General features: G+C 50.3%; 15 protein-coding genes. 8 read left to right on the top strand and 7 right to left on the bottom strand.

Annotated features, from left to right (window positions below; genetic code table 11):
- Positions 1–8: 8 nt before the first annotated feature.
- The gene (gene rep / locus LZP69_RS14030; protein ID WP_234201345.1) at positions 9–2,021 is read right to left on the bottom strand and encodes a DNA helicase Rep; all 2,013 of its coding nucleotides are present in this window, start codon (positions 2,019–2,021) and stop codon (positions 9–11) included.
- 227 nt (positions 2,022–2,248) lie between these two features.
- On the opposite strand from rep, the gene ubiK reads away from it, so the two are divergent.
- The 4 genes from ubiK to LZP69_RS16690 all read left to right on the top strand — a co-directional run bounded on the left by ubiK (position 2,249) and on the right by LZP69_RS16690 (position 12,665).
- Positions 2,249–2,503 (top strand): ubiquinone biosynthesis accessory factor UbiK, encoded by a 255-nt coding sequence (gene ubiK, locus LZP69_RS14025; protein WP_234201344.1) that lies wholly within the window; start codon positions 2,249–2,251, stop codon positions 2,501–2,503.
- Positions 2,504–2,795: 292 nt separating this feature from the next.
- A complete protein-coding gene (locus LZP69_RS14020) occupies positions 2,796–6,338 on the top strand; it encodes a hybrid sensor histidine kinase/response regulator (protein WP_234201343.1) in 3,543 nt (1,180 codons plus the stop codon).
- A complete protein-coding gene (locus LZP69_RS14015) occupies positions 6,335–6,949 on the top strand; it encodes a response regulator (protein ID WP_234201342.1) in 615 nt (204 codons plus the stop codon). Before LZP69_RS14020 ends, LZP69_RS14015 begins: the two co-directional genes overlap by 4 nt.
- Before the next feature lie 421 nt (positions 6,950–7,370).
- Positions 7,371–12,665, top strand: a complete 5,295-nt coding sequence (locus LZP69_RS16690) for a S8 family serine peptidase (protein ID WP_326490271.1) — start codon at positions 7,371–7,373, stop codon at positions 12,663–12,665.
- A gap of 194 nt (positions 12,666–12,859) precedes the next feature.
- Here the strand turns inward: LZP69_RS16690 and LZP69_RS14000 are convergent, their stop codons facing one another.
- From LZP69_RS14000 to ilvC, 6 genes are all read right to left on the bottom strand, one after another.
- On the bottom strand, positions 12,860–14,002 hold the full coding sequence (locus LZP69_RS14000; protein ID WP_234201341.1) for a pyridoxal-phosphate-dependent aminotransferase family protein: 1,143 nt from the start codon (positions 14,000–14,002) through the stop codon (positions 12,860–12,862).
- Positions 14,003–14,132: 130 nt separating this feature from the next.
- On the bottom strand, positions 14,133–15,683 hold the full coding sequence (ilvA, locus tag LZP69_RS13995; protein ID WP_234201340.1) for a threonine ammonia-lyase, biosynthetic: 1,551 nt from the start codon (positions 15,681–15,683) through the stop codon (positions 14,133–14,135).
- A gap of 1 nt (position 15,684) precedes the next feature.
- Positions 15,685–17,535, bottom strand: a complete 1,851-nt coding sequence (ilvD, locus tag LZP69_RS13990; RefSeq protein WP_234201339.1) for a dihydroxy-acid dehydratase — start codon at positions 17,533–17,535, stop codon at positions 15,685–15,687.
- A 46-nt stretch (positions 17,536–17,581) separates the two neighbouring features.
- The gene (gene ilvM, locus LZP69_RS13985; protein ID WP_234201338.1) at positions 17,582–17,860 is read right to left on the bottom strand and encodes an acetolactate synthase 2 small subunit; all 279 of its coding nucleotides are present in this window, start codon (positions 17,858–17,860) and stop codon (positions 17,582–17,584) included.
- A complete protein-coding gene (gene ilvG / locus LZP69_RS13980; protein ID WP_234201337.1) occupies positions 17,857–19,530 on the bottom strand; it encodes an acetolactate synthase 2 catalytic subunit in 1,674 nt (557 codons plus the stop codon). The genes ilvM and ilvG overlap by 4 nt, the downstream gene beginning before the upstream one ends.
- A 438-nt stretch (positions 19,531–19,968) precedes the next feature.
- A complete protein-coding gene (gene ilvC, locus LZP69_RS13975) occupies positions 19,969–21,450 on the bottom strand; it encodes a ketol-acid reductoisomerase (protein ID WP_234201336.1) in 1,482 nt (493 codons plus the stop codon).
- Positions 21,451–21,632: 182 nt separating this feature from the next.
- Between ilvC and ilvY the strand changes: the two genes are divergently transcribed.
- The 4 genes from ilvY (at position 21,633) to LZP69_RS13955 (ending at position 26,071) form a co-directional block, all read left to right on the top strand.
- The gene (gene ilvY / locus LZP69_RS13970) at positions 21,633–22,514 is read left to right on the top strand and encodes an HTH-type transcriptional activator IlvY (protein WP_234201335.1); all 882 of its coding nucleotides are present in this window, start codon (positions 21,633–21,635) and stop codon (positions 22,512–22,514) included.
- 47 nt (positions 22,515–22,561) lie between these two features.
- Positions 22,562–23,383, top strand: coding sequence for a substrate-binding periplasmic protein (locus LZP69_RS13965; protein ID WP_234201334.1), 822 nt, complete (start codon positions 22,562–22,564; stop codon positions 23,381–23,383).
- A 129-nt stretch (positions 23,384–23,512) separates the two neighbouring features.
- Positions 23,513–25,036: a YifB family Mg chelatase-like AAA ATPase gene (locus LZP69_RS13960; RefSeq protein ID WP_234201333.1), complete on the top strand. Its 1,524-nt coding sequence runs from the start codon at positions 23,513–23,515 to the stop codon at positions 25,034–25,036.
- A 150-nt stretch (positions 25,037–25,186) separates the two neighbouring features.
- Positions 25,187–26,071 (top strand): acyltransferase, encoded by an 885-nt coding sequence (locus tag LZP69_RS13955; RefSeq protein WP_234201332.1) that lies wholly within the window; start codon positions 25,187–25,189, stop codon positions 26,069–26,071.
- Positions 26,072–26,092: the final 21 nt, after the last annotated feature.

Below are 26,092 nucleotides of genomic sequence, written 5' to 3'. Positions count from 1 at the left end.
AACTGACCTTATTTTTTAAACATCTCTCTAAGGTTGGCAATGTTTGCCTTACCCGATTGTACCCTTTGCTGTTCAGTCTGCGCTGGTTTACGATTTTCCCAGATCAGATCGTCCTGAGGCAGTTCCATTAAGAAGCGACTCGGCTCACAGCGCATCACCTCACCAAACTGACGCCGCTCGCGGCAGATCATAAACCACAGCTCCTTTTGTGCCCGAGTGATCCCCACGTAGGCCAGTCGCCGCTCTTCCTCGACATTGTCTTCATCTATGCTGGTCTGATGGGGCAAGATACGCTCCTCCACCCCCACCATAAACACATAGGGAAACTCCAGACCTTTTGAGGCGTGCAGCGTCATCAGCTGTACCTGATCGCCCGCTTCATCTTCGCTGTTACGCTCCATCATGTCTCGCAACGTCAGACGAGTCACCACTTCCGGCAGCGTCATCGGCTCATCGAGTTCATCGCCCTCTAACATCTCTGTCACCCAGCGATACAGCTCTGAGATGTTTTTCATCCGCATCTCGGCAGCCTTGGCGCTGGTACTGGTTTCATATAGATAATCTTCGTAATTGATATTACGGATCAGCTGTTTTACCGCCTCAACAGGTTCGCCGCGTTTCACATGCTCACCGGTATCGACAATAAATTTGCCAAACTTATAGAGGGACGCCATCGCGCTGGGCGATAGATGATGATTCAGCTCAGGCTGAAAAATCGCCTCAAACAGCGAGATATGTTGCTCATTGGCATAATTTCCAAGACGCTCCAGTGTCGATGGCCCTATGCCCCGTTTAGGCAGATTCACCACCCGCAGAAACGCATTGTCATCGTCAGGGTTCACCACCAGACGCAGGTAGGCCATGATATCTTTGATCTCGGCGCGGCCGAAGAAGGAGGTGCCGCCGCTGAGCTTATAGGGGATACGGTTGGTCATCAAGGCGCGTTCCAACAGGCGCGATTGGTGATTGCCCCGGTATAAAATCGCGTAATCGCCAAACTGGGTCTTGCCCATAAACTTATGGCGGATCATCTCAGCCACCACCCGCTCTGCCTCTTGCTCCTCATTGGCGGCAATTAACACCCGCAGAGGCTCACCATAACCCAGTTCACTGAAGAGTGACTTGTCATACACATGGGGGTTATTGGCGATCAAAATATTAGCAGACCTTAAAATCCGCTGGCTGGAGCGGTAGTTCTGCTCCAGTTTAATCAGTCTGAGTGAGGGAAAGTCCTGTCCAAGCAAAACCAGATTCTGCGGTTTAGCGCCACGCCAGGAGTAGATAGACTGATCATCGTCGCCCACCACAGTAAAGCGGGCGCGCTCGCCCACCAGCAGTTTAACCAATTCATACTGGCTGGTATTGGTATCTTGATACTCATCCACCAGCAGATACTGAATCCGCTTCTGCCAGCGTTCGCGCACCTCCTGATTATGACGCAAGAGCAAGGTGGGGATCAGGATCAGATCATCAAAATCCAGCGCGTTATAGGCCTTCATATGTTGTGCATAACGCTGATAAAGCAGGGCAAATAGCTGTGACTGCTCATCTTTGGCACGTTTTCTCGCCGCCTCGGGGATCACCAGATCCCCTTTCCAGTTGGAGATAGCCGTCATCAACAGACGTAGCAGGTCTTTATCGCCATCGAGCTCATCTTCGGTGAGTTCCTTAAGCAGCGCCAGGGTGTCCTGATCGTCAAACAAGGAGAAACCCGGCTTTAGGCCCACCACTTTATATTCCCGTTTGACTATCTCTAAACCTAGAGTGTGAAACGTTGAGATCCACAGACCACGCGCCTCTTTGCGCCCCATGGACTGAGCCACACGCTCTTTCATCTCCCGCGCCGCCTTATTGGTGAAGGTTACCGCGGCAATATTGCGCGCCTGATAACCGCACTTCTGCACCAGATAAGCAATCTTATTGATGATGACGCGCGTCTTACCACTTCCGGCGCCCGCGAGCACCAAGCAGGGACCTGAAACATAGTGAACAGCGTCATTTTGGCCGGGATTGAGCTTCATTAATTAAATAAAACCTAATAGTGAAAGAAAGCATAAAGGCAGATCATAACAGAATCTCAGCCCTGTCATTGACAAAAATATCTCTGCCAGCAACCTCTTTGGTCTGTTCTAAAACCCAGCCAGCAGTAGATGATTCTCTGGTTCGCTCCAGGCTTTAGGTTTCATAACCGCCCTGGCTAAGGTACAATTCTATTGATATTTATTAGCCAATAAGCGAAATCGATACCATGATAAACCCAAAGAAAATTGAAGAAATGGCTAAGCAACTGAGCGATAACCTGCCTAGTGGCCTTAAACAGTTTGCCGGCGAATTTGAAGATAAAACCAAGCAAGTCTTACAAAATCAGCTGATGAAACTGGATTTAGTCTCCCGCGAAGAGTTTGATGTGCAGCAACATGTTCTGCTAAAGACCCGAGAGAAACTAGAAGCCCTGCAGGCGCAGGTCAACGAGTTAGAGAAAAAACTCAACGCGACGGACTAAGTCCTATACCTTGAACACCCGCAGTACAATTATCCAAGTGAACTAATCTAAGCGCTGCCCAGCAGTGCTTCGATTATTATGCTGTTCAAACCTATCCCCATAACCCCCACCCAAGCAAATTCTGCTTAAATCCAGTGTACTTAGCTTTGACTCATCTACAGGGTTCACAATCGTAACATTTGTGTTTTTGAACAAGTGCCTGCTTCCATAAACTGCAACAAGTTTGTTACACTCTGAGACTCTATATTGGGATAGCGTTTCTATCCTGACGGAGCTTGAGAATTAGGCCAAAATGAAAACAATAATATTAAAGAGCCTGTACTGCGCCATCTTGTCTTGTGCCCTGTTTGTTAAAGCGGGTCACGGCCTCACATTCCAACCCTCCTCCTTACATACAGCATCGCCTGCAATTGAAGCCAAGGTGATCCAGCCCTCCCAAAGACATCATGCAGTGGCGCAGCGAGTGACCAGTCTTGATGGACTTTCACAAAATGCCATCGAAGATATGGCAATAGATGAATTTGATCGGCTATGGGTGGCCACTCAAGATGGTCTCAATCTCTTTGATGCTAACAGGATCCGCATCTTTCAAGCCGACGAAAATCAACTCTCCAGTGGCTTTATCTATGGACTTCAAGCGGATCATCACGGCGGCATGTGGGTAGCGACGAGAAAAGGATTAGAAAGAATCGATATCCGGGATCTCTCAATCCAGCATTTCGCCCACCTGTTTCCACAGGGTAAGGCTGCGCGTATTATCAATTGGGATCAAGATCATATCGCCGTATTAGTCAATGGCAAGCTGCATACCATTAATACCCTGAACTTTGAAACCGGTGAGCTTAACATCACCAACGCCCCTATAGTCGATCTCCTGCGAGCGGGAGATCTCTTGTTGATTAGGCTAAAAACTGGATTCATTCACCTTAATCTCGCCACCAGACAACAAGAAACCTTGTCATTTGCGACTCAGTTAATGAGCCAAGTTCTAAGCTTCACCATAGATCAACAAAATCAGGTGTGGTTTGTCACCAAGGTCGGCCTGACCTATCGCTGTGATAAGCAGGCATGTTTAAAAATAAAATTTGAAACCCAAACGGCAAAAGAAACCAGCATAGGTAAGATTGTCTCCGATGATGACAAAATCTACGCCATCAGTGATATGGGGTTGTTTATCCTTGATGATGACCTCTCTAACGTCAGCTTATTGGAGTCAGACAAGCGTAGCGGCCTGTTTCTCAGCCGCCCCTTCAACCACTCCTTGCTGGTAACCAAGCAAAAAAATCTGCTGCTTGGCCTGCAGGACGGGCTCTATTATATCTCTGCCAACTACAAGAGCATCGCCAGCTATCTAGATCAAGATATGCCGCTGCTGCAGGAATTAACCGCCGTCATCAATCTGGACAATCAAGAACAACAGATGCTAGTCGTTGCAGGAGCGAAAGATCTGGTTTTTCTGTCAGAGTCTCAGGGAAATCTGCAATTAAGAAAACGCCTGCCTTACCCAAAGAATTTTGAACCCAGTAATTTTATCAATACAGGCAAACACATCTACCTTAACTCCTACCGCTCGGGCACCATTGAGCTGAATAACATGGGCTGGCGGCGACTAAATGACACCATCCCAGAGCTGGCAACGAACATGACTATGCTGACAGATGCCATCGAATTCCCCAATGGTCAGCAATTATTACTCCACACCAACCAGCTCTCTTTAACCGTTCCTGAGGGCGAACAACACTCAATTCTCTGGACTCAGCCGATTCCTGCGATGATAGGTTATCGCATGATCCTCCTCAATGAGCATCTCTATATCGCAACCCAGAGCGAAGGATTACTGGTCACAAAGCTGTCACCAAGCGACCACAAACCCTCTGTTTGGCAAACCTTGTTAGCGGATAAGTTGCTCGCCGGACTGACAGTGCAAGATGATAAATTGCTGGCCATGACCATAGGCTCGGGAATTTGGCAACTGACTTATGATGGCAAGCAATGGCAAAGTGCCCCCATAGCCGACAATGATAAACTGTTAAACTCAACCATACTCTGTATGACCCCCACCTCAGATGATGGCTGGCTGGTATCGACCAATAATGGCATCGCCCTGCTGGATAAACAGTTAGCCTTAAAACGTACTCTCACCCTTTTCGATGGACTCAGCCATAAAGAGAATTATCAAAATGGCTGCACTAACATAAACGGCCATCCTGTCGTGCTGGGATTAAGAGGCCTTTCAGTCATACACGGCGATCTGGTGGCATCTGAAAACAAGCAGATTCATTGGGTCAGCGGCAAAGCAGATAACATGCCTATCTCCTTGACTACAGATGCGTTGTCATTAACCGCTCCGAAACAGATAGACCTTCAGTTTGCGATAGGTTCGCTACCATTAAAGGCTCGCACCGAATTCCAATATCGGCTGTTCGATACAGATCCACACTGGAAACACCTTGAAAACACAGAGCTTAACCTTCCCTACCTCACCCCAGGTAAATATAATCTATCTGTGCAGGCCAAGCTGTATGATGGCAATTACTCCAATACCCTGACTCTACCCTTTGAGGTGAAGCCGCCAATCTGGAAACGCGGCTCAGCCTTGTTGCTCTATTTCTTTGCTGCTATGGCATTGCTTGGCTGGCTATTTCAATTGCGTTGGCGCTCACAGAAAGAGCGTCTCAACCTGTTGGAAACTCAAAAGTCACTGCAGGATAACTATGCCAAATCCCTTGAGGAACAGGTCAGACAGCGCACCGAGGAGCTCAAGGCGAAACAGGCAGAAGCACTGCAGCTACAAAGGGATAAGGCGAGGTTTATTACTGGTGCCAGCCACGATCTGAAAAACCTTGTCGGACTGCTGCGACTCAATGTCACGAACCTGATAAAAGCAAAATCGCCAGCTCGAAAAGAGACACAAGCACTACTGAGCGTCTCCGACACCTTAGGAGATATGATGGAAAACATTATCCAGTTATCTAAACTGGATGCCGGGGCCGTGACCCCCGCCCATACCTATGTCAACCTAGCGCAATTGCTACAAAGCATGCACCAGCAATACTTGCCCGCTTGTCAGGAAAAAAACCTTCGCTTTAACATAAACTGCCCCGAGCCGGTGACAGTAAGCACAGATCAACATCTGCTCAGTCGCTTATTGCACAACCTAGTGGATAACAGTATCAAAAACCTGCAGATCGGTGGTGAACTTACCTTAAGCGCCATTCGTCAACAGGCTGATTGCGTCATTCAAATTCGCGACAATGGCACAGGCTTATCCGAAGAGATTAAACAGCGCTGGCCCGAGCCCTTCTTACGCGGCAACACCCACTATCCCGGAAGTGGCTTAGGTCTTTCTATCGTTGCCGCCATTGCGCAAGTGCTCAATATCAATATCAAGCTGTTAGACGCCGAAACTAAAGGCGCCTGTTTTCAACTGTCACTGCCGCGTAGCCTCACACAGACTGAGTCACCTAGCCCGCTTTCAGACCTGCTTATCGCCGTGATCGAAGATGATCCCCAGCAGAGAGAATGGCTGGTGAGCAAATTAACCAACAATGGCTACAAGGTGCATGCATTCTCATCGGCGCAGGCATTAATGGCAAAACAAGATACAGACTATCAAGCTATTGTGTCTGATGTTGACTTAGGTAAAAATGAAGACGGTGTTGATTACCTAGAGCGATACCGACAGAAACTGGTTCATCCTTGTGTCCTCATCTATGTCTCGGCAGATGCATCGGTACAAAACCGACTCAAGGGGATAGCCGATGTGCACTTTTTATTAAAGCCACTGAAACTATCGCGACTATTTTGGTTACTAAAACGAGGATTGAGAAATTGAGCCACATACACATTGCTCTGGCAGATGATCATCCCTTGTATGTCTACGCCGTCAAAGAGAAACTGAAAAATATAGGTGACTCAACCCAGATAGACTGTGCCAGCAACTATCAGGAACTGTTTCGTATCATACAAGCGGCCAAGGACAGTCTGGACTTAGTCATACTGGATCTCTCCATGCCTGGATGTAAAGGCGTGCAAGGGATAGAGTATATCCATACCCAATTCCCCTCTATTCCTATGTTAGTGGTCAGTGGCCATGACGACTTCGAGGTCCGTCAGGAATGTCTCAAAGCCGGTGCGGCAGAGTTTATCTCCAAGAGTGAACCTGAACAGGTACTGATTAACAGTATCTGCTCCATGGTCTTGGGAGAGCACCAGGCATTTTCAGCCACCGCTGAACACGATCCCAAACAAGATCTCTTTACCAGCCTGACCCCAAGCCAACAGAAAGTATTGGTGCTGATGTCCGATGGTCTGAGCAACAAACTTATCGCCCGCGAGTTACAGATCTCGGAGAAAACAGTGCGAGTGCACGCATCAGCCATCTTTAAACAACTGAACGTAGAAAATCGCACCCAGGCGGCCCTGCTCTTTAAAGAGGAACACTAGCCTGGGGCTGAAGATACTGCATTAGGTTGGTTCCCGCTTAAAAATAAGTAAGTTTTACTCGCTATCCATTGCCGATGGCTGCGGGCCAAACTGCGCCTGCCACAGGCTAAAAATGCCTACCAAACACTTTTCTAGTACATATGACCTACATATTTTTAACACACTTAATACATATGCGTTACCACTTAGGTTATCTGTCCGATTTAGCATTTCCTCCAAGGCACATACACTCAGGTATTGATAAAAGTGTTAACCATTGATCCTCTGTTTTACAGAATCGGTTTAATGCACATTTATCGGCTTGGTACCCATAGTTCCTTCTTTGTAGTTTCAGTGCAGCTCCCGTGAAACTAACAGCAGTAGAGGTACGTATTCGAGCACTGGGAGCAAAAATAACTCGAATGAATTAAGGGAGAGCGTTTTGAATAAGAAAAAACTCTATCTGGCCACATTAGCCGCACTATATAGTGCTGGCGCGGCCACATCCGCCATAGCGTCGATCGACTCGACCTCCGGCTCACCTCTACACAAAATCCAGCTGCCCAGCAAAGAAATACTACAACAGATCCAACAAAATTCTGGGGCTCGCGCAAATAGCGTTAAGATGAACAACGGCCTTAACCAGACATTAAGACGTACAGACGCTGCCAGCAAATTCAAGCCATCCAAAGCCGATGAGGTGGGTGAATTTGACTACATTGTTGAGCTTTATGGCGATACCTTAGTCAAGCATCAGCGCAGCCAGCAGCTAAACTCGAAAAAAAGTGCCACATTACAGAACAAGAAACAGAGTGCACGTTTAAGTGCTGCCAGCTTTAAAAGCCCAAGTGCTGCCAGTTATGAATCTCAGCTACTCCAGGCACAAAATAATGTGATAAATGTTGCAGGCAATATGCTAGGACGCAACCTGAACCCACGCATGCGCTATAGCAAGGTGTTAAATGGTTTCAGCGCCCGCATGTCACAGCATGATGCTCAGCTATTAGCCTCAATGCCACAAGTAAAGCGCGTTACCAAGAGTCAGTTATACCAGCTGCAAACCGATTACGGCCCAATTCGGATTGGTGCTGATAAAGTTTGGAGCGGTGATAACGTCAACAATACCGCTTACCAAGGCGAAGGGATGATCGTTGGTATCATAGATACAGGTATCAATACCGATCATCCAAGTTTTGCTGCGAAGGGAGATGACGGTTATATCGTCACTAACCCGTTCGGTCACTATCTCGGTGATTGTCAGAAAGCGGAATTTGCCGATCGCTGTAACGATAAATTAATCGGAGTGTTCAGCTACGACAAGATCACCGATGCCTACTCTGCCGATGAGTTCCAAGATCCCAATAAGCCTTACTGGGAAGAGAATGTTCAGATCAGACCCCGTTTCGGTGAAGATTACGCAGGCCATGGCTCACACACCGCCAGCACTGCGGCGGGTAACATAATCAACAATGCGCCACTACAACAAAGTTCTGGCGTTGAAGGTGACGGTATTGACACAGGCTTCACTTTTGATCGTGTTTCTGGTGTGGCCCCACATGCAAATATTGTCGCCTTCCAGGTCTGCTACCCTGGCAATGCTGGTGACCCATATGCAGGCTGTCCTGGCGATGTGCTGGTTAAAGCGGTAGAAGATGCCGTTGCCTCAGGCGTGGATGTAATCAACTTCTCTATCGGTGGTCAGGAAAACTCCCCTTGGGAAAGCTCACTGGAACAGGCATTCTTAAATGCCCATGAAGCAGGTATTGTCGTTGCAGCATCGGCAGGTAACTCTGGATCGAATAATGGCTCAGAGATCTTCAGCTATATCGATCACAGCTCTCCCTGGCTACTCAACGTTGCAGCTTCAAGCACTGGTCGTGAAATTGCTTATGTCGGCAAATCAATGACAGGCTTTGACAGCGACGCGACCTCTTATATTCCATCCACCATGTCTGGTAAAAGCTTAAGCGGCGGCATTGTAGGTGATGTGGTTTACGCTGAAAATTACCCTGATCCAAATCCTGATGATGGCTACACTTCGAATACCTGTAACGCTCCTTTCCCTGCGGGTACTTTCCAACCAACAGATATCGTTTTATGTGATCGCGGTGATATCGCCCGTGTAGACAAGGCAGAAAACGTAAAAGCAGGCGGCGCAGGTGGCTTTATTCTGGCAAACCTAGTGTCTGACAGCAGCGTGCCCGATGGCATGACATTTGATGATATCTATTCTTTACCCGGTATCCATATCGGCTACTGGGATGCTTATTATCTTAAAAACTGGTTATCATCAGGAACTTATCACAAGGCTGAAATCACGGCTTCCCATGTGGAACGTACCATAGATGAAAATACAGCCGATATCTTGGCAGATTTCTCTTCACGTGGTCCAAGTAATTATGTGAAAGAGCATTTAATCCCGATGATCACCGCACCCGGTGTGGATATTTTCGCGGCTAACTCTGACGATCAACCTTTCACATTCTCACCTGGGGCCAGTGATTGGACCATGATGAGCGGAACCTCTATGGCATCACCACATATTACTGGTGCCGCAGCCCTGGTAAAACAGGCTCATCCCGATTGGAGTGCATCTGAAATCCAAAGCGCCATGCAGATGACTGCTGTCGATGATGTGCGCTTCAGCGCAGGTGGATATCCACCGCAATTACTGGATGCGGGGATCTATCGCGCAGGCTCGGGTCGTGTCGACGTACAGGCGGCGATTAATAGCGGCCTAATCATGAATGAAACCGTAGAAAACTTCCGTCAGGCAGATCCTGCCAATGGCGGCATCGTCAGAAACTTGAACCTGCCGGAGCTGGTTAACCTCCATTGCCGTGAAAACTGTTCTTGGATTCGTACCTTTACCGCTGCTCGTGATGGCGACTGGACGGTAGAAACCGAAACTCAGGAGTACAGCGTCGAGCTTAACGCAGTACCTTCCAGCTTCAGCTTAAAAGCGGGTGAAAGTCAATCAGTGGTATTTACGGCAAATATCCTTAACAGCCAAACCAAGACAGGTAACTCTGAGGTAGAAACTTGGGGCTCGGTAAAATTAGTGCCTAAACAGATGGATATTCCTGCTGTTCACTTGCCTGTTTCTGTTAAGTTTGACAATCGTAGCTTACCTGAATCGGTTGGCTTTATGGCCAATCGCGATCAAGGTATTCACAGTATCAATAACTTGATGCTTGCCGAAACGTCGACACCTGCCTATCAGGCCACGACGCCGGTCAAAGCGCAGCTAAGAGAAGTCAAACTGCCGCAATCGGTAGACTATTGTAGTTTCGTATGTAGTCATGAAATTACTGATGACTCAGTGCAAATTACCACTGTTCAGGTACCAGAAAATTCATCTCGTCTTATCGTTGAAGTGCTAGAACGTACAGCCACAACAGCGGGCAAAGATGAGATGTGGATGGCGGGTGATGCCGATGTTGTGATTGGTTATGACGTTAACGGTGATGGTCAGCCTCAATGGAACGAAGAAGCCATCTGTATGTCGACATCTGACCTCACTACTGACTACTGTAACATCAATAATCCAGAAGCTGGTCAATATTGGGTGGCGATTGCTAACTACCAACACAACTTCTTCGATCCAGCCAATACCTTTGATACCTACAAAGTAGCAACAGCGGTTGTGAGTAATGAGACCTCTGAAGCCATGAGTGCCGAAGGTCCAGGCCTGCTGGATGGCATGAGTCAGACCAATGTCAAAGTCCTTTGGAATATCCCTGAAGCGGTTAAAGGCGATATCTATTATTCGATGCTCAATATTGGCAGCGATGCTAACCAGGTAGGCGATCTTGCCCAAATCCCACTGCGTTTAGTCCGTGGTGATAATGAAGTCACACTGAAAGGCAGCAAAACTCAGGCGCTGGTTGGACAAACTATTGACATGCATCTGCATGTAATGGAAAACCTCGATGGTTATGACCGCGACATGAGCATCAGCAGCGTACTGCCTAATAATCTGGTACTGGTACCAGGCTCAGTTAAAGCATCTAAGGAAATGATTGCTGACCTGATCACCGAAACCGAAAATGGCTTTACTCTGTCTACGGTACAGTCTGATTCTGCACACTGGAAACGCGACTACACAATTACCACCAGCGACAACAATCCTATGTGTAAGATGCCAGACTTCGGCCAATCTAACCCAGGTGGATTTATGGATCTGGCGGAATTTGGTTTCGAACCTCAATATGGCGGTGTTTTTAATGACAATGTCGTATTGCCACTGGATTGGTATTACGCTGAAGGGACAACGACCAGTTTATACAATAGCCAGGAACCAACCGGTCAATATTCACAGCTGACCATCAGTCCCATGGGCTACCTGCAACTGGATAATAATTACCTGCAGATACCACAACATTTCCCTATGGCTTTCCAAGGTTCACCGGATGCGATCATTGCGCCATTCTGGCGAGGCGTGGAGCTCTCTGACAGTCTGGTTGACTTCAGCGTATTAGCCACACCATTGGATGTTGCCAATAATTCAGGGATCATGTTCGCCTACACCGATGACGGCAACCTAGTGGTTCAATGGAATAAGGCTCGCAGCGTGGATAAGGCTCGCGACCCGGACACTGGGGCTTTCATTTATCCCGACAGAGATGATTCCTATGACTTTGAAGCTATCTACAATATGGGCTACCGCTACGGTGAAGGTCAGTTCGAAATTATCATGGCCTACAACAACATCAATTTCGGCTCACAAAGTGGCAAAGGTGCTATCGGTCTTCATGGCACCGACGGTTACCGTGGCGACTTTGGTCCAGAAAATGGCTGGATTGGTAGTCAGTACGCCTTTAATGATCTGGAATCTAAGGTAAAAGATGACCTAGTGGTTTGTTATGACTATGTTGGCCCAGAAAGCACTCAGTTCGATCTGACTTTCCAGGTTATGGTGAAAAACAATGCCGCTGGCAATCTAGAACCAATTAAAGTCAATGTAGCCAGAACGGGTCTGCCCGATGAAGTGGTTGAGCATAATCTGAATGTACCGAGCAATATCAAGCTAGGTAACATCACCGATAAGACCATACTTGAGGATACTCAACTGGATGATATCGTTGTCGCCTATACAGATGAGAACACCTCGGCCAACATCATTACTGTCACAGGTGAGCACATCTCTGGTGTGGTCAATGGTAATGGTCCTGGCGCACTGATCTCTATCACGCCTGAAGCTAACTTCAATGGTACAACCACAGTGACAGTGACAGTGGCTGACAGTAAGAATGGCAGCGACAGCGCTAGCACCAGCTTCCAGCTGACGGTAACACCAGTTGCCGATGCGCCTGTTGCAGTCAGTCAGTCAGTGTCAATTAATGAAGGCGAAACGGCTACCTTAGATGGCAGCACATCATCGGATGCAGATGGCGATGCACTGACCTACCTTTGGGAAGGTCCTGGTTCAATCAGTAATGCTGACAGCGCAACAGCGACTGTCTCAGATCTGAGTGCAGGCAGCTACGAGTACACACTCACAGTATCTGATGGCAGTCTGAGTGATTCAACGACTGTCACTGTTACGGTACAAAGCCTACCGGCTGAGTCAGAAGCTGAAGAAGGAACTGAAGAAGCAACTGAAGAAGCCGAAGCGGAACCTGAAGTAATTGCTGAGCCTGAAGAAGAGAAGAAATCAAGCGGCGGCTCTATGGGAATGTTGATCTTCCTGACATTGCCTCTAGCCTGGCTACGTAAGCGCAAGCAGCTGCACTAAGAGTGCAAACAGCAAAACGCTAAATCGCTAGCTGATAAATAGCAAAACGCCCTGTTAATTCAGGGCGTTTTTTATTGTCTCATTGCCAGCTATAAAAAAATCCCCGCTCGCGCGAGGATTCCTGTTCTGTTGCTCTACTCTAGCCGATTTCTCTAATCAAAGATTGTCCTATGGCAAAGGGCAAAGGGCAAAGCCTATTTAAGCACCTCTTCAAGTGCCTTAAGACACAGGGCGACATTCTCTCTGCGGGCGCCAAAACCCATGAGGCCGATACGCCACGCCTTACCAGCCAAGGCTCCTAAACCTGCACCAATCTCCAGATTATAGTTTTCCAGCAACTGCTTTCGCACCACAGCATCATCAACACCCTCAGGAATGTAAACTGCGTTCAGCTGTGGCAAGCGTGAAGCCTCAGCCACCACAAAGTTAAGCCCAAGGGATTCCAGCCCGCTACGCAGCTGCTGATGCATGTTTTGATGACGCGCCCAGGCGTTTTCCAGTCCCTCTTCGGCCAAGAGGCGCAGCGACTCATGCAGGGCGTAGAGGGCATTCACAGGTGCGGTATGATGATAGCTACGCTTACCGCCGGCGCCTTGCTCGCCGCTCCAGTAGCCCATCACCAGGCTTTGATCCAAAAACCAGCTCTGCACCGGCGTCTTACGCCCTTTGAGTTTTTCAACCGCGGCAGGCGAGAATGACACAGGAGACAAGCCTGGCACACAAGAGAGACACTTCTGACTGCCGGAGTAGATAGCATCGATTCCCCACTCATCCACCCGCAGCTCAACGCCGCCCAAAGAGGTGACCGCATCCACGATGGACAGGCAGTGATATTGTCTGGCCAGGGCGCACAGCGCCTTGGCATCGGACAGGGCGCCGGTCGAGGTTTCTGCGTGAACGAAGGCGAGGAATTTTGCATCCGGGTTGGCTTTCAGCGCCGCTTCCACATCGCTAACCGATACAGGTGTGCCCCACTCGTTATCGACCACAACCGCGGTGGCCCCGACACGCTCCACATTCTGGCGCATGCGCTCACCGAATACGCCATTACGACAGACAATCACCTTCTCACCAGGCTCAACTAAGTTTACGAAACAGGTTTCCATGCCGGCACTGCCAGGCGCCGATACCGCCATCGTCATCGGGTTACTGGTTTGAAAGGCATATTGGATCAGTGCTTTAAGCTCATCCATCATGCCGACAAACAACGGATCTAAATGCCCCACAGTCGGTCGCGATTGTGCGGCCAGCACCTCGGGATACACATCCGATGGTCCCGGGCCCATTAAGATTCTGCGGGGAGGATTAAACGAATTGACTTTAGGTGCTGTTAACATCTGATTTCCTCTATCAAATCTGATTCTTATTTAAATAATTAACGCCTATAACATGCCGACAAAGGCGGGGCGTTATTAGCCGCACAATAACACAAAAAATGGCATCCCTGCGCAAGCTTACAAAGGAAAGTTAGCTACGGCGATCTAAAAACAGTTTATAAGCCGGACTTTGAGTCTCCTCCTGATAGACAAAACCCACCTCAGTCAAAAACTGCTGAAATGCCAACGCATCCTGCTCGGGGACCTCGAAACCCGCCAGTACCCGACCATAGGCGGCGCCATGGTTGCGATAATGGAACAGGCTGATGTTCCATTTACTCTGCAAGGTGGTTAGAAACTTAAACAGGGCGCCGGGATGCTCGGGAAACTCGAAGCTAAATAAGCGCTCCTCGAGCACCTCGGGCGGATGACCTCCCACCATATAACGCACATGCAATTTAGCGGTCTCATCATGGGAGAGATCTTGCACCTCAAACCCTTCCCCCTCTAGACGGGCGACTATCTCATCTAACTCACTCTGACCATGAGTCAGACGGATCCCGGCAAACACCACGGCACTGTCACGGCCGGAGAAACGGTAGTTAAACTCTGTCATGGCGCGCTTTTCCAACAGCTCACAGAAACGCAGGAAACTGCCGGGACGCTCTGGCACCTTGACCGCCAGAATCGCTTCTTTCTGCTCCCCCAGCTCACAACGCTCGGACACATACCTCAGGCTGTGAAAGTTAACATTGGCGCCGCTTAGAATTGCCGCCACCTTCTGACCGCGCCCCTCGCTGCCAATCTTTTTCTTCAGCCCTGCGAGCGAAAGTGCCCCTGCCGGTTCTGCGATGGCGCGAGTATCTTCGAAAATATCTTTCACCGCAGCGCAGATCTCATCTGAACTTACGGTCACCACCTCATCCACATATTCCCGTGCAAGCCGGAAGGGCTCGGCGCCTATCTGTTTCACCGCCACCCCGTCGGCAAATAAACCCACCTGTGACAACTCCACCCGCTCGCCGGCATCGAGCGCAGCCTTAAGGCAGGCTGAGTCTTCCGGCTCGACACCGATAATTTTCACCTGAGGCATTACCGCCTTGTAATAGGCAGCAATGCCCGCGATCAGGCCACCGCCCCCAACCGGTACAAATACCGCTTCCAGATCCCGCTGCTGCTGCAACATCTCCTGGGCCACAGTGCCTTGACCGGCGATCACCGCCTCATCATCGAAGGGCGCCACATAGACTCGCCCCTCCTGCTCTGCAAGTTGCTGAGCATGGGCGTTGGCCATATCGAAAGACTGACCGTGCAGCACCACAGTGCCGCCAAGACGCCGCACCGCATCCACCTTGATATCCGGCGTGGTCTGGGGCATCACTATCACAGCATTGATCCCCCGCGCTGAGGCTGACAGCGCCACCCCCTGAGCATGGTTACCCGCCGAGGCGCACACCACGCCGCGCTGGCACTCGTCACTATCCAGTGCCGCGATGCGGTTATAGGCGCCGCGCAGTTTGAAGGAGTGCACCGGCTGCATATCCTCTCGCTTTAAAAATACCTGACAACCAAGGCGCGCCGAGAGTTTATTCAGGCTAGAGAGTGGCGTCACCTTGGCAACGTCGTAGACGGAGGCCAACAGGATCTTCTGCAGATAGTAGTGAGCCAAATCCAGTTGAGCTTGCGATGCTAGCGCTAACATATCAGTCCTCCAGCTTAGTGGCATCGCGCACCGCGCCTTTATCGGCACTGGTGGCGAGCAGGGCGTAAGCTTTGAGCGCCTGAGACACGGCGCGCTCGCGGTGCAGCGGTTTCCAGGCCCCCTTACCACGCGCCTCCATGGCCGCCCGGCGCAGGGCTAACTCTTCATCGCTGACGGCTAAGGTGATTGAGCGCGCCGGAATATCGATATCTATGGGATCGCCATTTTTTACCAGGGCGATCACTCCACCGGCCGCGGCCTCAGGTGACACATGGCCGATGGAAAGACCCGATGTACCGCCGGAAAAACGCCCGTCAGTGATCAAAGCGCAGGCCGTACCTAAACCTTTGGATTTTAAATAGCTAGTAGGATAAAGCATCTCCTGCATGCCGGGGCCACCTTTAGGGCCCTCATAACGGATCACCACCACATCCCCTGCAACCACTTCGCCGCCCAAGATACCGGCGACTGCATCATCCTGACTCTCATAAACCCGCGCCGTGCCGCTGAATCTGTGATTGGCCTCATCGACGCCAGCAGTTTTGACTATGCAGCCATGGGTCGCGATATTACCCGACAGCACGGCGAGGCCCCCCTCCTGACTGAAAGCAAACTCCCGAGTACGGATACACCCCCCTTGGCGATCCAGATCCACACTGGGCCAGCGACAACTCTGGCTAAAGGCCTTAGTGGTGGGAATGCCCGCAGGACCGGCGGCATAAAATTGATGCACGGCTTGCTCCTGACTCTGGGCGATATCGTATCTGGCTAGCACATCTGCCAGACTATCACCGGCCACATGCGCCACATCCGTATGCAGCAGACCCGCTCTACTCAGCTCACCGAGAATGCCCATCACGCCACCGGCGCGGTGCACATCTTCCATGTGATATTGAGGCGTCGAGGGCGCGACCTTGCACAGGTGCGGCACCTTACGCGACATGCGGTCGATATCACTCATGGTGAAATCCACCTTAGCTTCCTGCGCCGCCGCCAATAGGTGCAATACGGTATTGCTCGAACCGCCCATGGCGATGTCCAGCGCCATGGCATTCTCAAATGCCTTAAAGTTAGCGATATTACGCGGCAGGGCCGATTCATCATCTTGATAATAATAGCGTTTGGCTAATACCATCACCCGGCGACCCGCCTCTAAAAACAGTTCGCGGCGATCGCTGTGGGTTGCCAGCATGGAGCCATTACCGGGCAAGGACAAGCCTAAAGCCTCGGTCAGACAGTTCATCGAGTTAGCGGTAAACATGCCCGAGCAGGAGCCGCAGGTGGGACAGGCGCTGCGCTCGATTTTTTCACTGTCCTCATCGGACACGCGATCGTCCGCCGCCGCGACCATGGCATCCACCAGATCCAGCTTAATCAGTTTATCCGACAACTTGGTCTTACCCGCTTCCATCGGGCCGCCGGAGACAAATACCACAGGAATATTGAGCCTCAGTGCCGCCATCAACATGCCTGGGGTGATCTTATCGCAGTTGGAGATACAGACTAAGGCATCGGCGCAGTGGGCATTGACCATATACTCGACACTGTCGGCGATCAGCTCCCGCGATGGCAGGCTATAGAGCATGCCACCATGCCCCATGGCGATCCCATCATCCACGGCTATGGTATTAAACTCTTTGGCTATGCCACCGGCTTCCTCGACGGCACTGGCCACCAAGGATCCCATGTCTTTCAGGTGCACATGGCCGGGCACAAATTGGGTAAAGGAGTTTGCTATGGCAATGATAGGTTTACCAAAATCATTGTCTTTCACCCCGGTTGCACGCCACAGGGCCCGGGCTCCCGCCATATTGCGACCTTCGGTACTAGTAGCTGAACGTAATTTTGCCATAACACTGCTTCCTTTATTCTGCTTGTCTTAAACAGACCCTCTAGGGTCAATTTACACTGTAGGTTTGCGCCGCCGCTTTCACCGGACTCGCCTTACATTCGGTCATATCAATCAACTCAGTCACATCAATAAGTTTGGTCAGCTGGTGACTCAAGAGCTCAAGGGCACGCTCGCTGTCCACCACCATATCCAGATGGGTCGTGCCATTCGTCCCAAGCTGCATATCCAGATGAGTCACTTTAAAGCCGCGATGGCGGGTCACACGCAGTACACGCTCCACTACTTCCGGCTGGGAAGTTAAGGTCAAGGCTAAGTTATAGATCATGTCTGTTTCTCCATCTCATCCATCATATCGCGGTTAGAAGCCCCGGGCGGAACCAGTGGCCATACGTTGTGGGCCTCATCGATCCTGACATGGAGCAGAAACGGCCCGCTGGCTTGAAGCATCTCATCGAGCGCCCCATCCACCTCATGACTTTGAGTGATGGTGCGACCGGGTATATCGAAAGCAGAGGCCATGGTGACAAAGTCCGGGTTATCGGACAGATCGGTTTCGCTGAATCGCTCCTCGAAAAACAGCTGTTGCCACTGTTTAACCATGCCAAGCTTCTGATTGTCGATGAGCAAAATCTTCAAGGGTAGCTGGCGACGCTTGATTGTGGTCAACTCCTGTACATTCATCATAAAAGAGCCGTCGCCGGACACGGCCACCACACAGGCATCGGGCCTAGCGACCTTGGCCCCGATCGCTGCGGGTAAACCAAACCCCATGGTGCCAAGACCTGCACTCGATAAATGATCTTCCGGGCGACGAAACCACATATGCTGTGCCACCCACATCTGATGTTGACCCACATCGCAGGCGATAACGCTGTCCTCGGGTAACTTATTGGCCAAGGCATTTAACATCTGCGGCGCGAAGATAAGTGCCCCTTCTCTGTCGTAACGCCATCGATGCTCGGCCTTTAATCGGGCAACCTTAGCCTGCCAGGGTGCAATATCTAAGGGAGTGGCGATAGCGGGCAAGATCTGGCACAGATCGCCGGCAATCGCCACATCGGCACGGCGCAGCTTACCCAACTCGGCGATATCGATATCCAAATGCAGCACTTTGGCGTGGTCGGCAAAGGAGGCTAAGCGGCCTGTGACCCTGTCATCGAAACGTGCACCTACAACCACAAGCAGGTCGCACTCCTGCACCGCCAGATTGGCAGCCTTACCGCCGTGCATACCTAGCATCCCAAGGTAGCCTTCGCTGGTGTGCTTAATGCAACCGAGTCCTTTCAGAGTGGCGACCGAAGGGATCCCAGTGGTGTCGATAAAGGCTCTTAACTGCTCAACCGCGCCCGCCATCCCGACGCCGCCGCCCACATAGAGCATGGGCTTTGCGGCCGCTTCGAGCAGCGCCTTAGCCGCAGCTAGCTTCTCGCTGCTGGCAACCGGCTCAGGGGTGATCCCAAACAGGGGCGTTTTATAGTCCAGCATAGCCACCTGGATATCTTTCGGAATATCCACTAATACAGGGCCAGGACGACCGGAAGCCGCTATCTCAAAAGCGCGGTACAAGGTCGGCACCAGATCTTCGATGCGGGTCACCATAAAACTGTGTTTAGTGCAGGAGAGCGACATGCCTAAGACATCGATCTCTTGAAAAGCATCTGTGCCTATGACGGCTGTGGAGACCTGGCCTGTGATGGCGACTAAAGGAATCGAATCCAGCAGGGCATCGGCGAGGGCTGTGACCAGGTTAGTGGCGCCAGGGCCGGATGTGGCGAAACAGACACCGGTTTTGCCACTGGCTCTGGCATAGCCTATGGCGGCGAAGGCAGCGCCCTGTTCGTGGCGACTGAGCAGATGTTCCACCGGCGCCCCCACCAAGGCATCATAGATGGGCATTATCGCGCCACCCGGATAACCAAAAACCGTGGTGACTCCATGTGCGGCTAACACTTTTATGACGGCGTCTGCGCCTCTGATCTTCTGCCCTGGTTCCATCTGTTACTTCCTACATCGCTTTATCGGGTTAATTTCAACGCTAAAAACAAAAAACCCCCGGTCCTTTCGGAGCGGGGGTTATGTTGCAATCTTGACCTGATCAGGTTTCTCGATGCGCCATGGGTTGCCCCCGCAGTGATCTAATAATCACTAGAGTAATAATCTCGAGAATGAGCAGGGCAGCTTGGCTAAACATGGGGTAAATCCTAATCAGTATATTTCACTAAAATCTGTGTCTGTAGCTGTCAATTGTAGTAGACATTTTAATCAATACCACAGAGCTAACTCAGAATACAAGCCAAAACTGCAACTATCTTCCAACTTGTCATCTGAATCGACAATCCATGCCGGAGACGACAATTTTCAATAGTGTTCGCCTGCTCATCTAACGACTTAATTTAGTTTATCTTTCAGCTTCCTTGCTCAGGCGAATTAGCATTACGCCTCTTCGACAATACGCTTCATCTCAGTCATATAGCCGCGCAGCTCGGCACCGATATACTCGACCGAAGTATGGCGAATCGCCTCATTCACCTCGATAAGGCGCAGGTTATCGACACCATTACTCGCGCTGTTTAAACCGCCGCCCAACAGCTCAGGGGAGAGGCCATTCACAAAGTCACGCAGCAGTGGCACGGCAGCATGGTTAAATAGGTAACAGCCATATTCTGCGGTATCTGAGATAACAATATTCATCTCATACAAACGCTTACGTGCAATGGTGTTGGCGATAAGCGGCGTCTCATGCAGCGACTCATAATAGGCCGACTCTTCGACAATCCCCGCAGACACCATAGTATCGTAGGCCAGCTCCACGCCCGCCTTGATCATGGCGACGAGGAAGATCCCCTTGTCGAAATAGGTCTGCTCGTCGATCGCCTCATCGCACTGGGGCGCATTTTCAAAACCTGTTTCATTAGTTTCGCTGCGCCACTTGAGCAGATTAGCGTCATCATTGGCCCAGTCTTGCATCATGGTGCTGGAAAACTCACCGCTGATGATGTCATCCATGTGCTTCTCAAACAGCGGCGTTAAGATAACTTTCAACTCTTCGGCCAGTTCGAATGCCTTGATTTTGGCAGGGTTAGACAGTCGATCCATCATGTTGGTCACACCGCCATGCTTGAGCGCCTCTGTAATGGTTTCCCAGCCTTGCTGGATCAATTTGGCGGCATAACCCGGCTCAACGCCGTCGGCCACCATCTTGTCATAACCTAAGATGGCACCTGTCTGTAACATGCCGCAGAGAATGGTCTGCTCGCCCATCAAGTCCGACTTGACCTCGGCGACAAAAGAGGAGAGCAAGACACCGGCGCGATCGCCCCCTGTAGCGCTGGCATAGGCCTTAGCTATTTCGAGGCCATCGCCCTTAGGATCATTTTCAGGATGCACGGCGATTAGGGTTGGCACACCAAAGCCGCGCTTATACTCTTCGCGCACTTCGGTTGCCGGACACTTAGGTGCCACCATGATGACTGTGATATCGGGGCGCACCTGCATCCCCTCTTCGACGATATTAAAACCGTGGGAATAGGAGAGCACTGCGCCCTGCTTCATCAACGGCATCACCTTAGTGACCACATCTGTATGTTGTTTATCGGGCGTCAGGTTCAGCACCAGATCCGCCGCTGGGACTAATTCCTCGAAGGTGCCCACTTTAAAGCCGTTACCCGTGGCTTTTTGATAGGAGGCGCGCTTCTGCTCAATGGCTTCACCACGCAGCGCGAAGGCGATATTGAGACCCGAGTCTCGCATATTCAGCCCCTGATTGAGGCCCTGGGCACCGCACCCTAGAATGACAATATTCCAGCCCTTGATATAGTCACAGCCTTGACTGAATTCGCTGCGATCCATGAAACGACACTGGCCTAATTGCTCCAGCTGTTGACGTAAATTCAATGAGTTAAAATAGTTAGCCATAGTATGTCCCACCTTCAAAAACCAAGACCTAAGTTCCAGCTCAAGCCACAAAAGCCAAGCGGTAATGTCATTCACTATAGCCCAACATTTTCATTGCTTAAAATGATATAAACGAAACTATATATTGCATTTTTTGCAACACAGAGAGTAAAGTTTAACCATGATTTTGAGTGAGACTCACAATGGATATTCGAACGATCAAACTCTACCTGCATCTCGCCAACAGCCTGCATTTCGCAAGAACCGCACAGCAGATGCACGTCAGTCCATCGACCCTAAGTCGCGCCATGCAGCGACTGGAAGAGGAAGTGGGCGCCAAGCTGTTCCAGCGGGATAACCGCAGCGTGACCCTGACCAATGCTGGGGTGGAATATCGCTCTTTTGCCGAGCAGACCTTAGATAACTGGAGCCAGCTCAAGCACCGTCTCGATCCTCAGCAAGATCTGCTGCGCGGCAAGCTCAATCTCTATTGCTCTGTTACCGCCGCCTACAGTCACCTGCCCGGCTTGCTGGATCGATTTCGCAATGAACACCCATTAGTGGAGATAGCCCTCATCACAGGGGATCCGGCCGATGCGCTGGAGATGGTGCGCCAGAATCGCGCCGATATAGGTATCGCCGCCAAACCTGAGCACCTCACTGACTCCCTGAATTTTATTAAGATAGACGATGTGCCCTTAAGCATTATCGCCCCAACCTTTAAATGCGCGGTGCGCGAGTTATTAAATGAGTCTTACATCCCTTGGGACAGACTGCCCTTTATCATCCCAGAACATGGGCCGGGGCGGCGACGGGTAGATAACTGGTTTAAACAACTGGGGCTGAATCCCAATGTTTATGCTCAGGTATCGGGACAGGAGGCGATAGCGTCTATGGTGGCGCTGGGTTGTGGTGTCAGTATTACGCCCGAGGTCGTAGTGCAGAACAGTCCGGTGAAAGACAGAATACAAAGACTGAGCTCTCCCGTTTCTATTCCTCCTTTTGAATTAGGATGTTGCAGTAAAAAAAGCCGCCAGGATGAACCTGTGATCGCCGCCTTTTTGAAGGAGATCGATACAGGCTAAAGTAAAGCTCACTATACTGAGGGGGGGCCCAAAGCATGGAGCAAGGAATGAGAATTAACACACTGATTATTTTATTGATCTTTATCAGCCTATTCCACTTATCTCCCAGAAATGTTGTCGCCCAAAATAACTTTCTTCAATTCTGCGTCGAGAATACCGAATTTCCGCCATTCAACTACTTTTCCCGCTCAGGGGACAATAATCAGCTCACCCAGGGCTATGATATCGATCTGTTAGCCTTAAGCTTAACTCATTCAGAGTTCAGCTATCGGGTCATCGCCCTGCCTTGGAAACGCTGTCTCAGCGAGGTGAAGAAAGGCAATATCGATGCTGTCATGAGCGCCTCACTCAATGAGGATCGCAAGGCCAACTATCTGCTTTCAGCGCCCTACTACAGGCTGACGCCCAGTTACTTCTATCTTAAATCCCGTTACCTTGGCAGAGTCGAAATTGATAATGTCAATCAACTCTCCAGCTTAGGGCAGATCTGCGGAATTAAAGGATTTAATTATCAGAACTTTGGCCTGGATAACGATCAGGCTTTACTGGAGATCCATAGCCTGCAACACCTGCCGGACATGCTTCTAAAAGATCGCTGCCAATTCTTCCTGGCACGCAAGGAAGCCTTCGAAAGCACTTTGGCCATCAACAATATGCAGTACCTGTTAGAGCAGCTGGACAATATCGCCATCCCTAAGGCTCAACAGGAACCCTTCTATATGTTAATCAGCAAGAAATCCCCCCACAAAGAGAGGCTCAAGCGCTTATTCGACAGCAAAGTGAAACTGTTGGCCGATGAGGGGCGGCTTCAATTAATGATTAAGCAGCACGTAGAAGCACTCAAATCACAGGGTAAAACCCAGGATTAAAAAGCGAGGTTAACATAAAAGGACTAAACTTAATCACTTAGCCACGCATAGCTTAGTTACCCATGACTTGGCCACGCACCACATGGCCCTGTGGCAAGCTCACTGGAAACCTGACAAAAGGATTTGTTTATGGCGATCGCCTGCGTTACCACTCGCGCCAGTCTCGGAATTGACGCTCCCCAAGTCACAGTCGAAGTTCATCTCAGTAACGGCTTACCCGCCTTCAACTTAGTCGGCCTGCCTGAAACCTCAGTCAAAGAAGCTAAAGAAAGGGTACGCAGCGCACTCATTAATGCAGGTTTCGAGTTCCCGCAGCGGCGGATCACTGTCAATCTGGCTCCGGCCGATCTGCCCAAACAGGGCGGGCGTTACGATCTCCCCATTGCCATCGGTATTCTGGCCGCATCGAAACAGCTCCCCCATACCAGTCTCAAGTCTCACGAGTTTGTCGGTGAGCTAGCTCTCTCAGGCCATATCCGCCCCTGTCAGGGGTTATTGCCAGTGATCGTTGCCGCCCGCAGGCAAAACAGCCAGCTGGTGATCCCGCTGGAAAATCGCGGCGATGCCGACTTGGTCGGCTATCAACACACTCATTTTGCCAGCCATCTGCAGGGACTGAGTGAATACTTACATGGCCAACAAACTCTGCCCACTATCGGGACTCAACTGGAGTGGGTATCGGCTGAAAATGAGCCACAGCCTAAATGCATCAGCGATGTTATCGGTCAATATCAGGCTAAAAGGGCGCTGGAAATCGCCGCAGCAGGCAACCACAACCTGCTGTTTCTTGGCCCGCCGGGGACGGGCAAGACCATGCTAGCCAGTCGCATGATGCAGCTGCTGCCGCCCTTAAGTTATGATGAGGCACTGGAGGTCGCGGCCATTCACTCCGTGGCCGGGCGCACCATCCCAGTGACGCAGTTTTATCAACGCCCCTTTCGCAGCCCGCATCATACCTGCTCATCGATTTCGCTGATCGGCGGCGGTGGCCATCCTAAGCCGGGAGAGATCTCCCTCGCCCACAGAGGTGTGCTGTTTCTCGATGAGGTCGCCGAGTTTCCCCGTAAGGTGCTAGATTGCCTGCGTGAACCCATGGAGACAGGTGAGGTGGTTATCTCTCGCGCTGCCGCCAAGCTGACCTTCTCTTGCCGTTTTCAACTGATTGCCGCCATGAATCCCAGCCCCTGCGGCGATACGGCCAATGCCCGGGCAACACCAGATCAAATACAGCGCTACCTCTCCAGATTATCGGGCCCTTTTATCGATAGATTCGATTTAACCGTAGATGTGCCCAGACTGCCCGAAGGTACCTTGAATCAACCCCAAACCAATACTGAAACCAGCCAGGATATCGCCAAGCGGGTTAAATTAGCGCGAGAGCAACAGATACACCGAGCTGGGGTACTCAATGCCGAGCTGACGGGCAAACAGCTGACACAAACTGGGGGATTTAACACAGCCGATCTGGAATTCTTAGAGCAGAGCGTTAACAAACTCGGCCTTTCGGTACGCAGTTACCACAGGCTGCAACGGGTCGCACGCACTATTGCAGATCTGGCCCAATCTCCTCGTGTCGAGCGACCTCATATCGCCCAGGCTTTGGGCTATCGCGCCATGGACAGGCTTTTAAACAGCCTAAGAAGTCCCTATTAAATAAAAAAGCTAAAATAGGTATGCAATCGAGAGATATTTTTATCGCAAATAATCCATTCGTCCCAGAATTATCGCGATTTATCAGGATAAGATTGAGCTGTAAGTATTAGACGAGTAATATAGGTCTCCAAATTTTTTATGGGGAAATAAATGGGTTCCGTACTTTCACTGATAAGAGGCAGCCTGGCTTTTAGCTGTTATGTCATCAACACACTCTTTTGGGTTTTGCCTATCTTATTGGTAAGTGTATTCAAACTGATTCCTATCACCTTGCTGCGCACCGCATGTAGTTATTTTTTGGATCATTGCGCCAGTGCCTGGATCTCGGTTAACACTCTGATTGAGCGTATCTTTCATAGAGTGGATATCCAAGTCACTGGGGATAAAGGTCTATCCACAAAAGAGTGGTATATGGTTATCGCCAATCACCAATCCTGGGTCGATATTCTGGTACTGCAACGTGTGCTAAATAATAGAATCCCCTTTTTAAAATTCTTTTTAAAACAAGAACTCATCTATGTGCCTGTACTCGGACTTGCCTGGTGGGCGTTAGATTTTCCCTTTATGCGCCGCTATACCAGTGCCGAGCTGCGCAAGAACCCCAAATTAAAAGGCAAAGATATCGAGATCACCCGCAAGGCCTGCGCTAAATTTAAGTCCAAGCCAGTGAGCGTGATGAACTTCGTCGAAGGAACCCGTTTTACCAAGGAAAAGCACCGCAAACAAAATTCTGAATTTACCCATCTACTCAAGCCTAAGGCTGGCGGGATGGCGTTTGCCCTTTCGGCCATGGATGGACAAATCCACAAACTGATTGATGTGTCTATCCATTACCAGGGACAAGTCCCCACATTTTGGCAATATATCTCGGGGCAGATAAAGCTGATCAGGGTAGATCTAAAAGTCGCAGATATTTCTCCTGCCATGCGTGGTGACTACATGAATGATCGTGAATTTAAGATAGGCTTCCAAAACGAGCTCAATCGCATTTGGAAAGAGAAGGACGCCACCTTAGAAAAAATGGCCAAGCAATAATCTGCAACTAAGGTATTTAAA

The sequence above is a fragment of the Shewanella sp. AS1 genome (assembly GCF_021412565.1).
In the GTDB taxonomy this organism is placed as follows: Bacteria; Pseudomonadota; Gammaproteobacteria; order Enterobacterales; family Shewanellaceae; genus Shewanella.
This window is presented reverse-complemented; position numbering and strand designations above follow the sequence as displayed.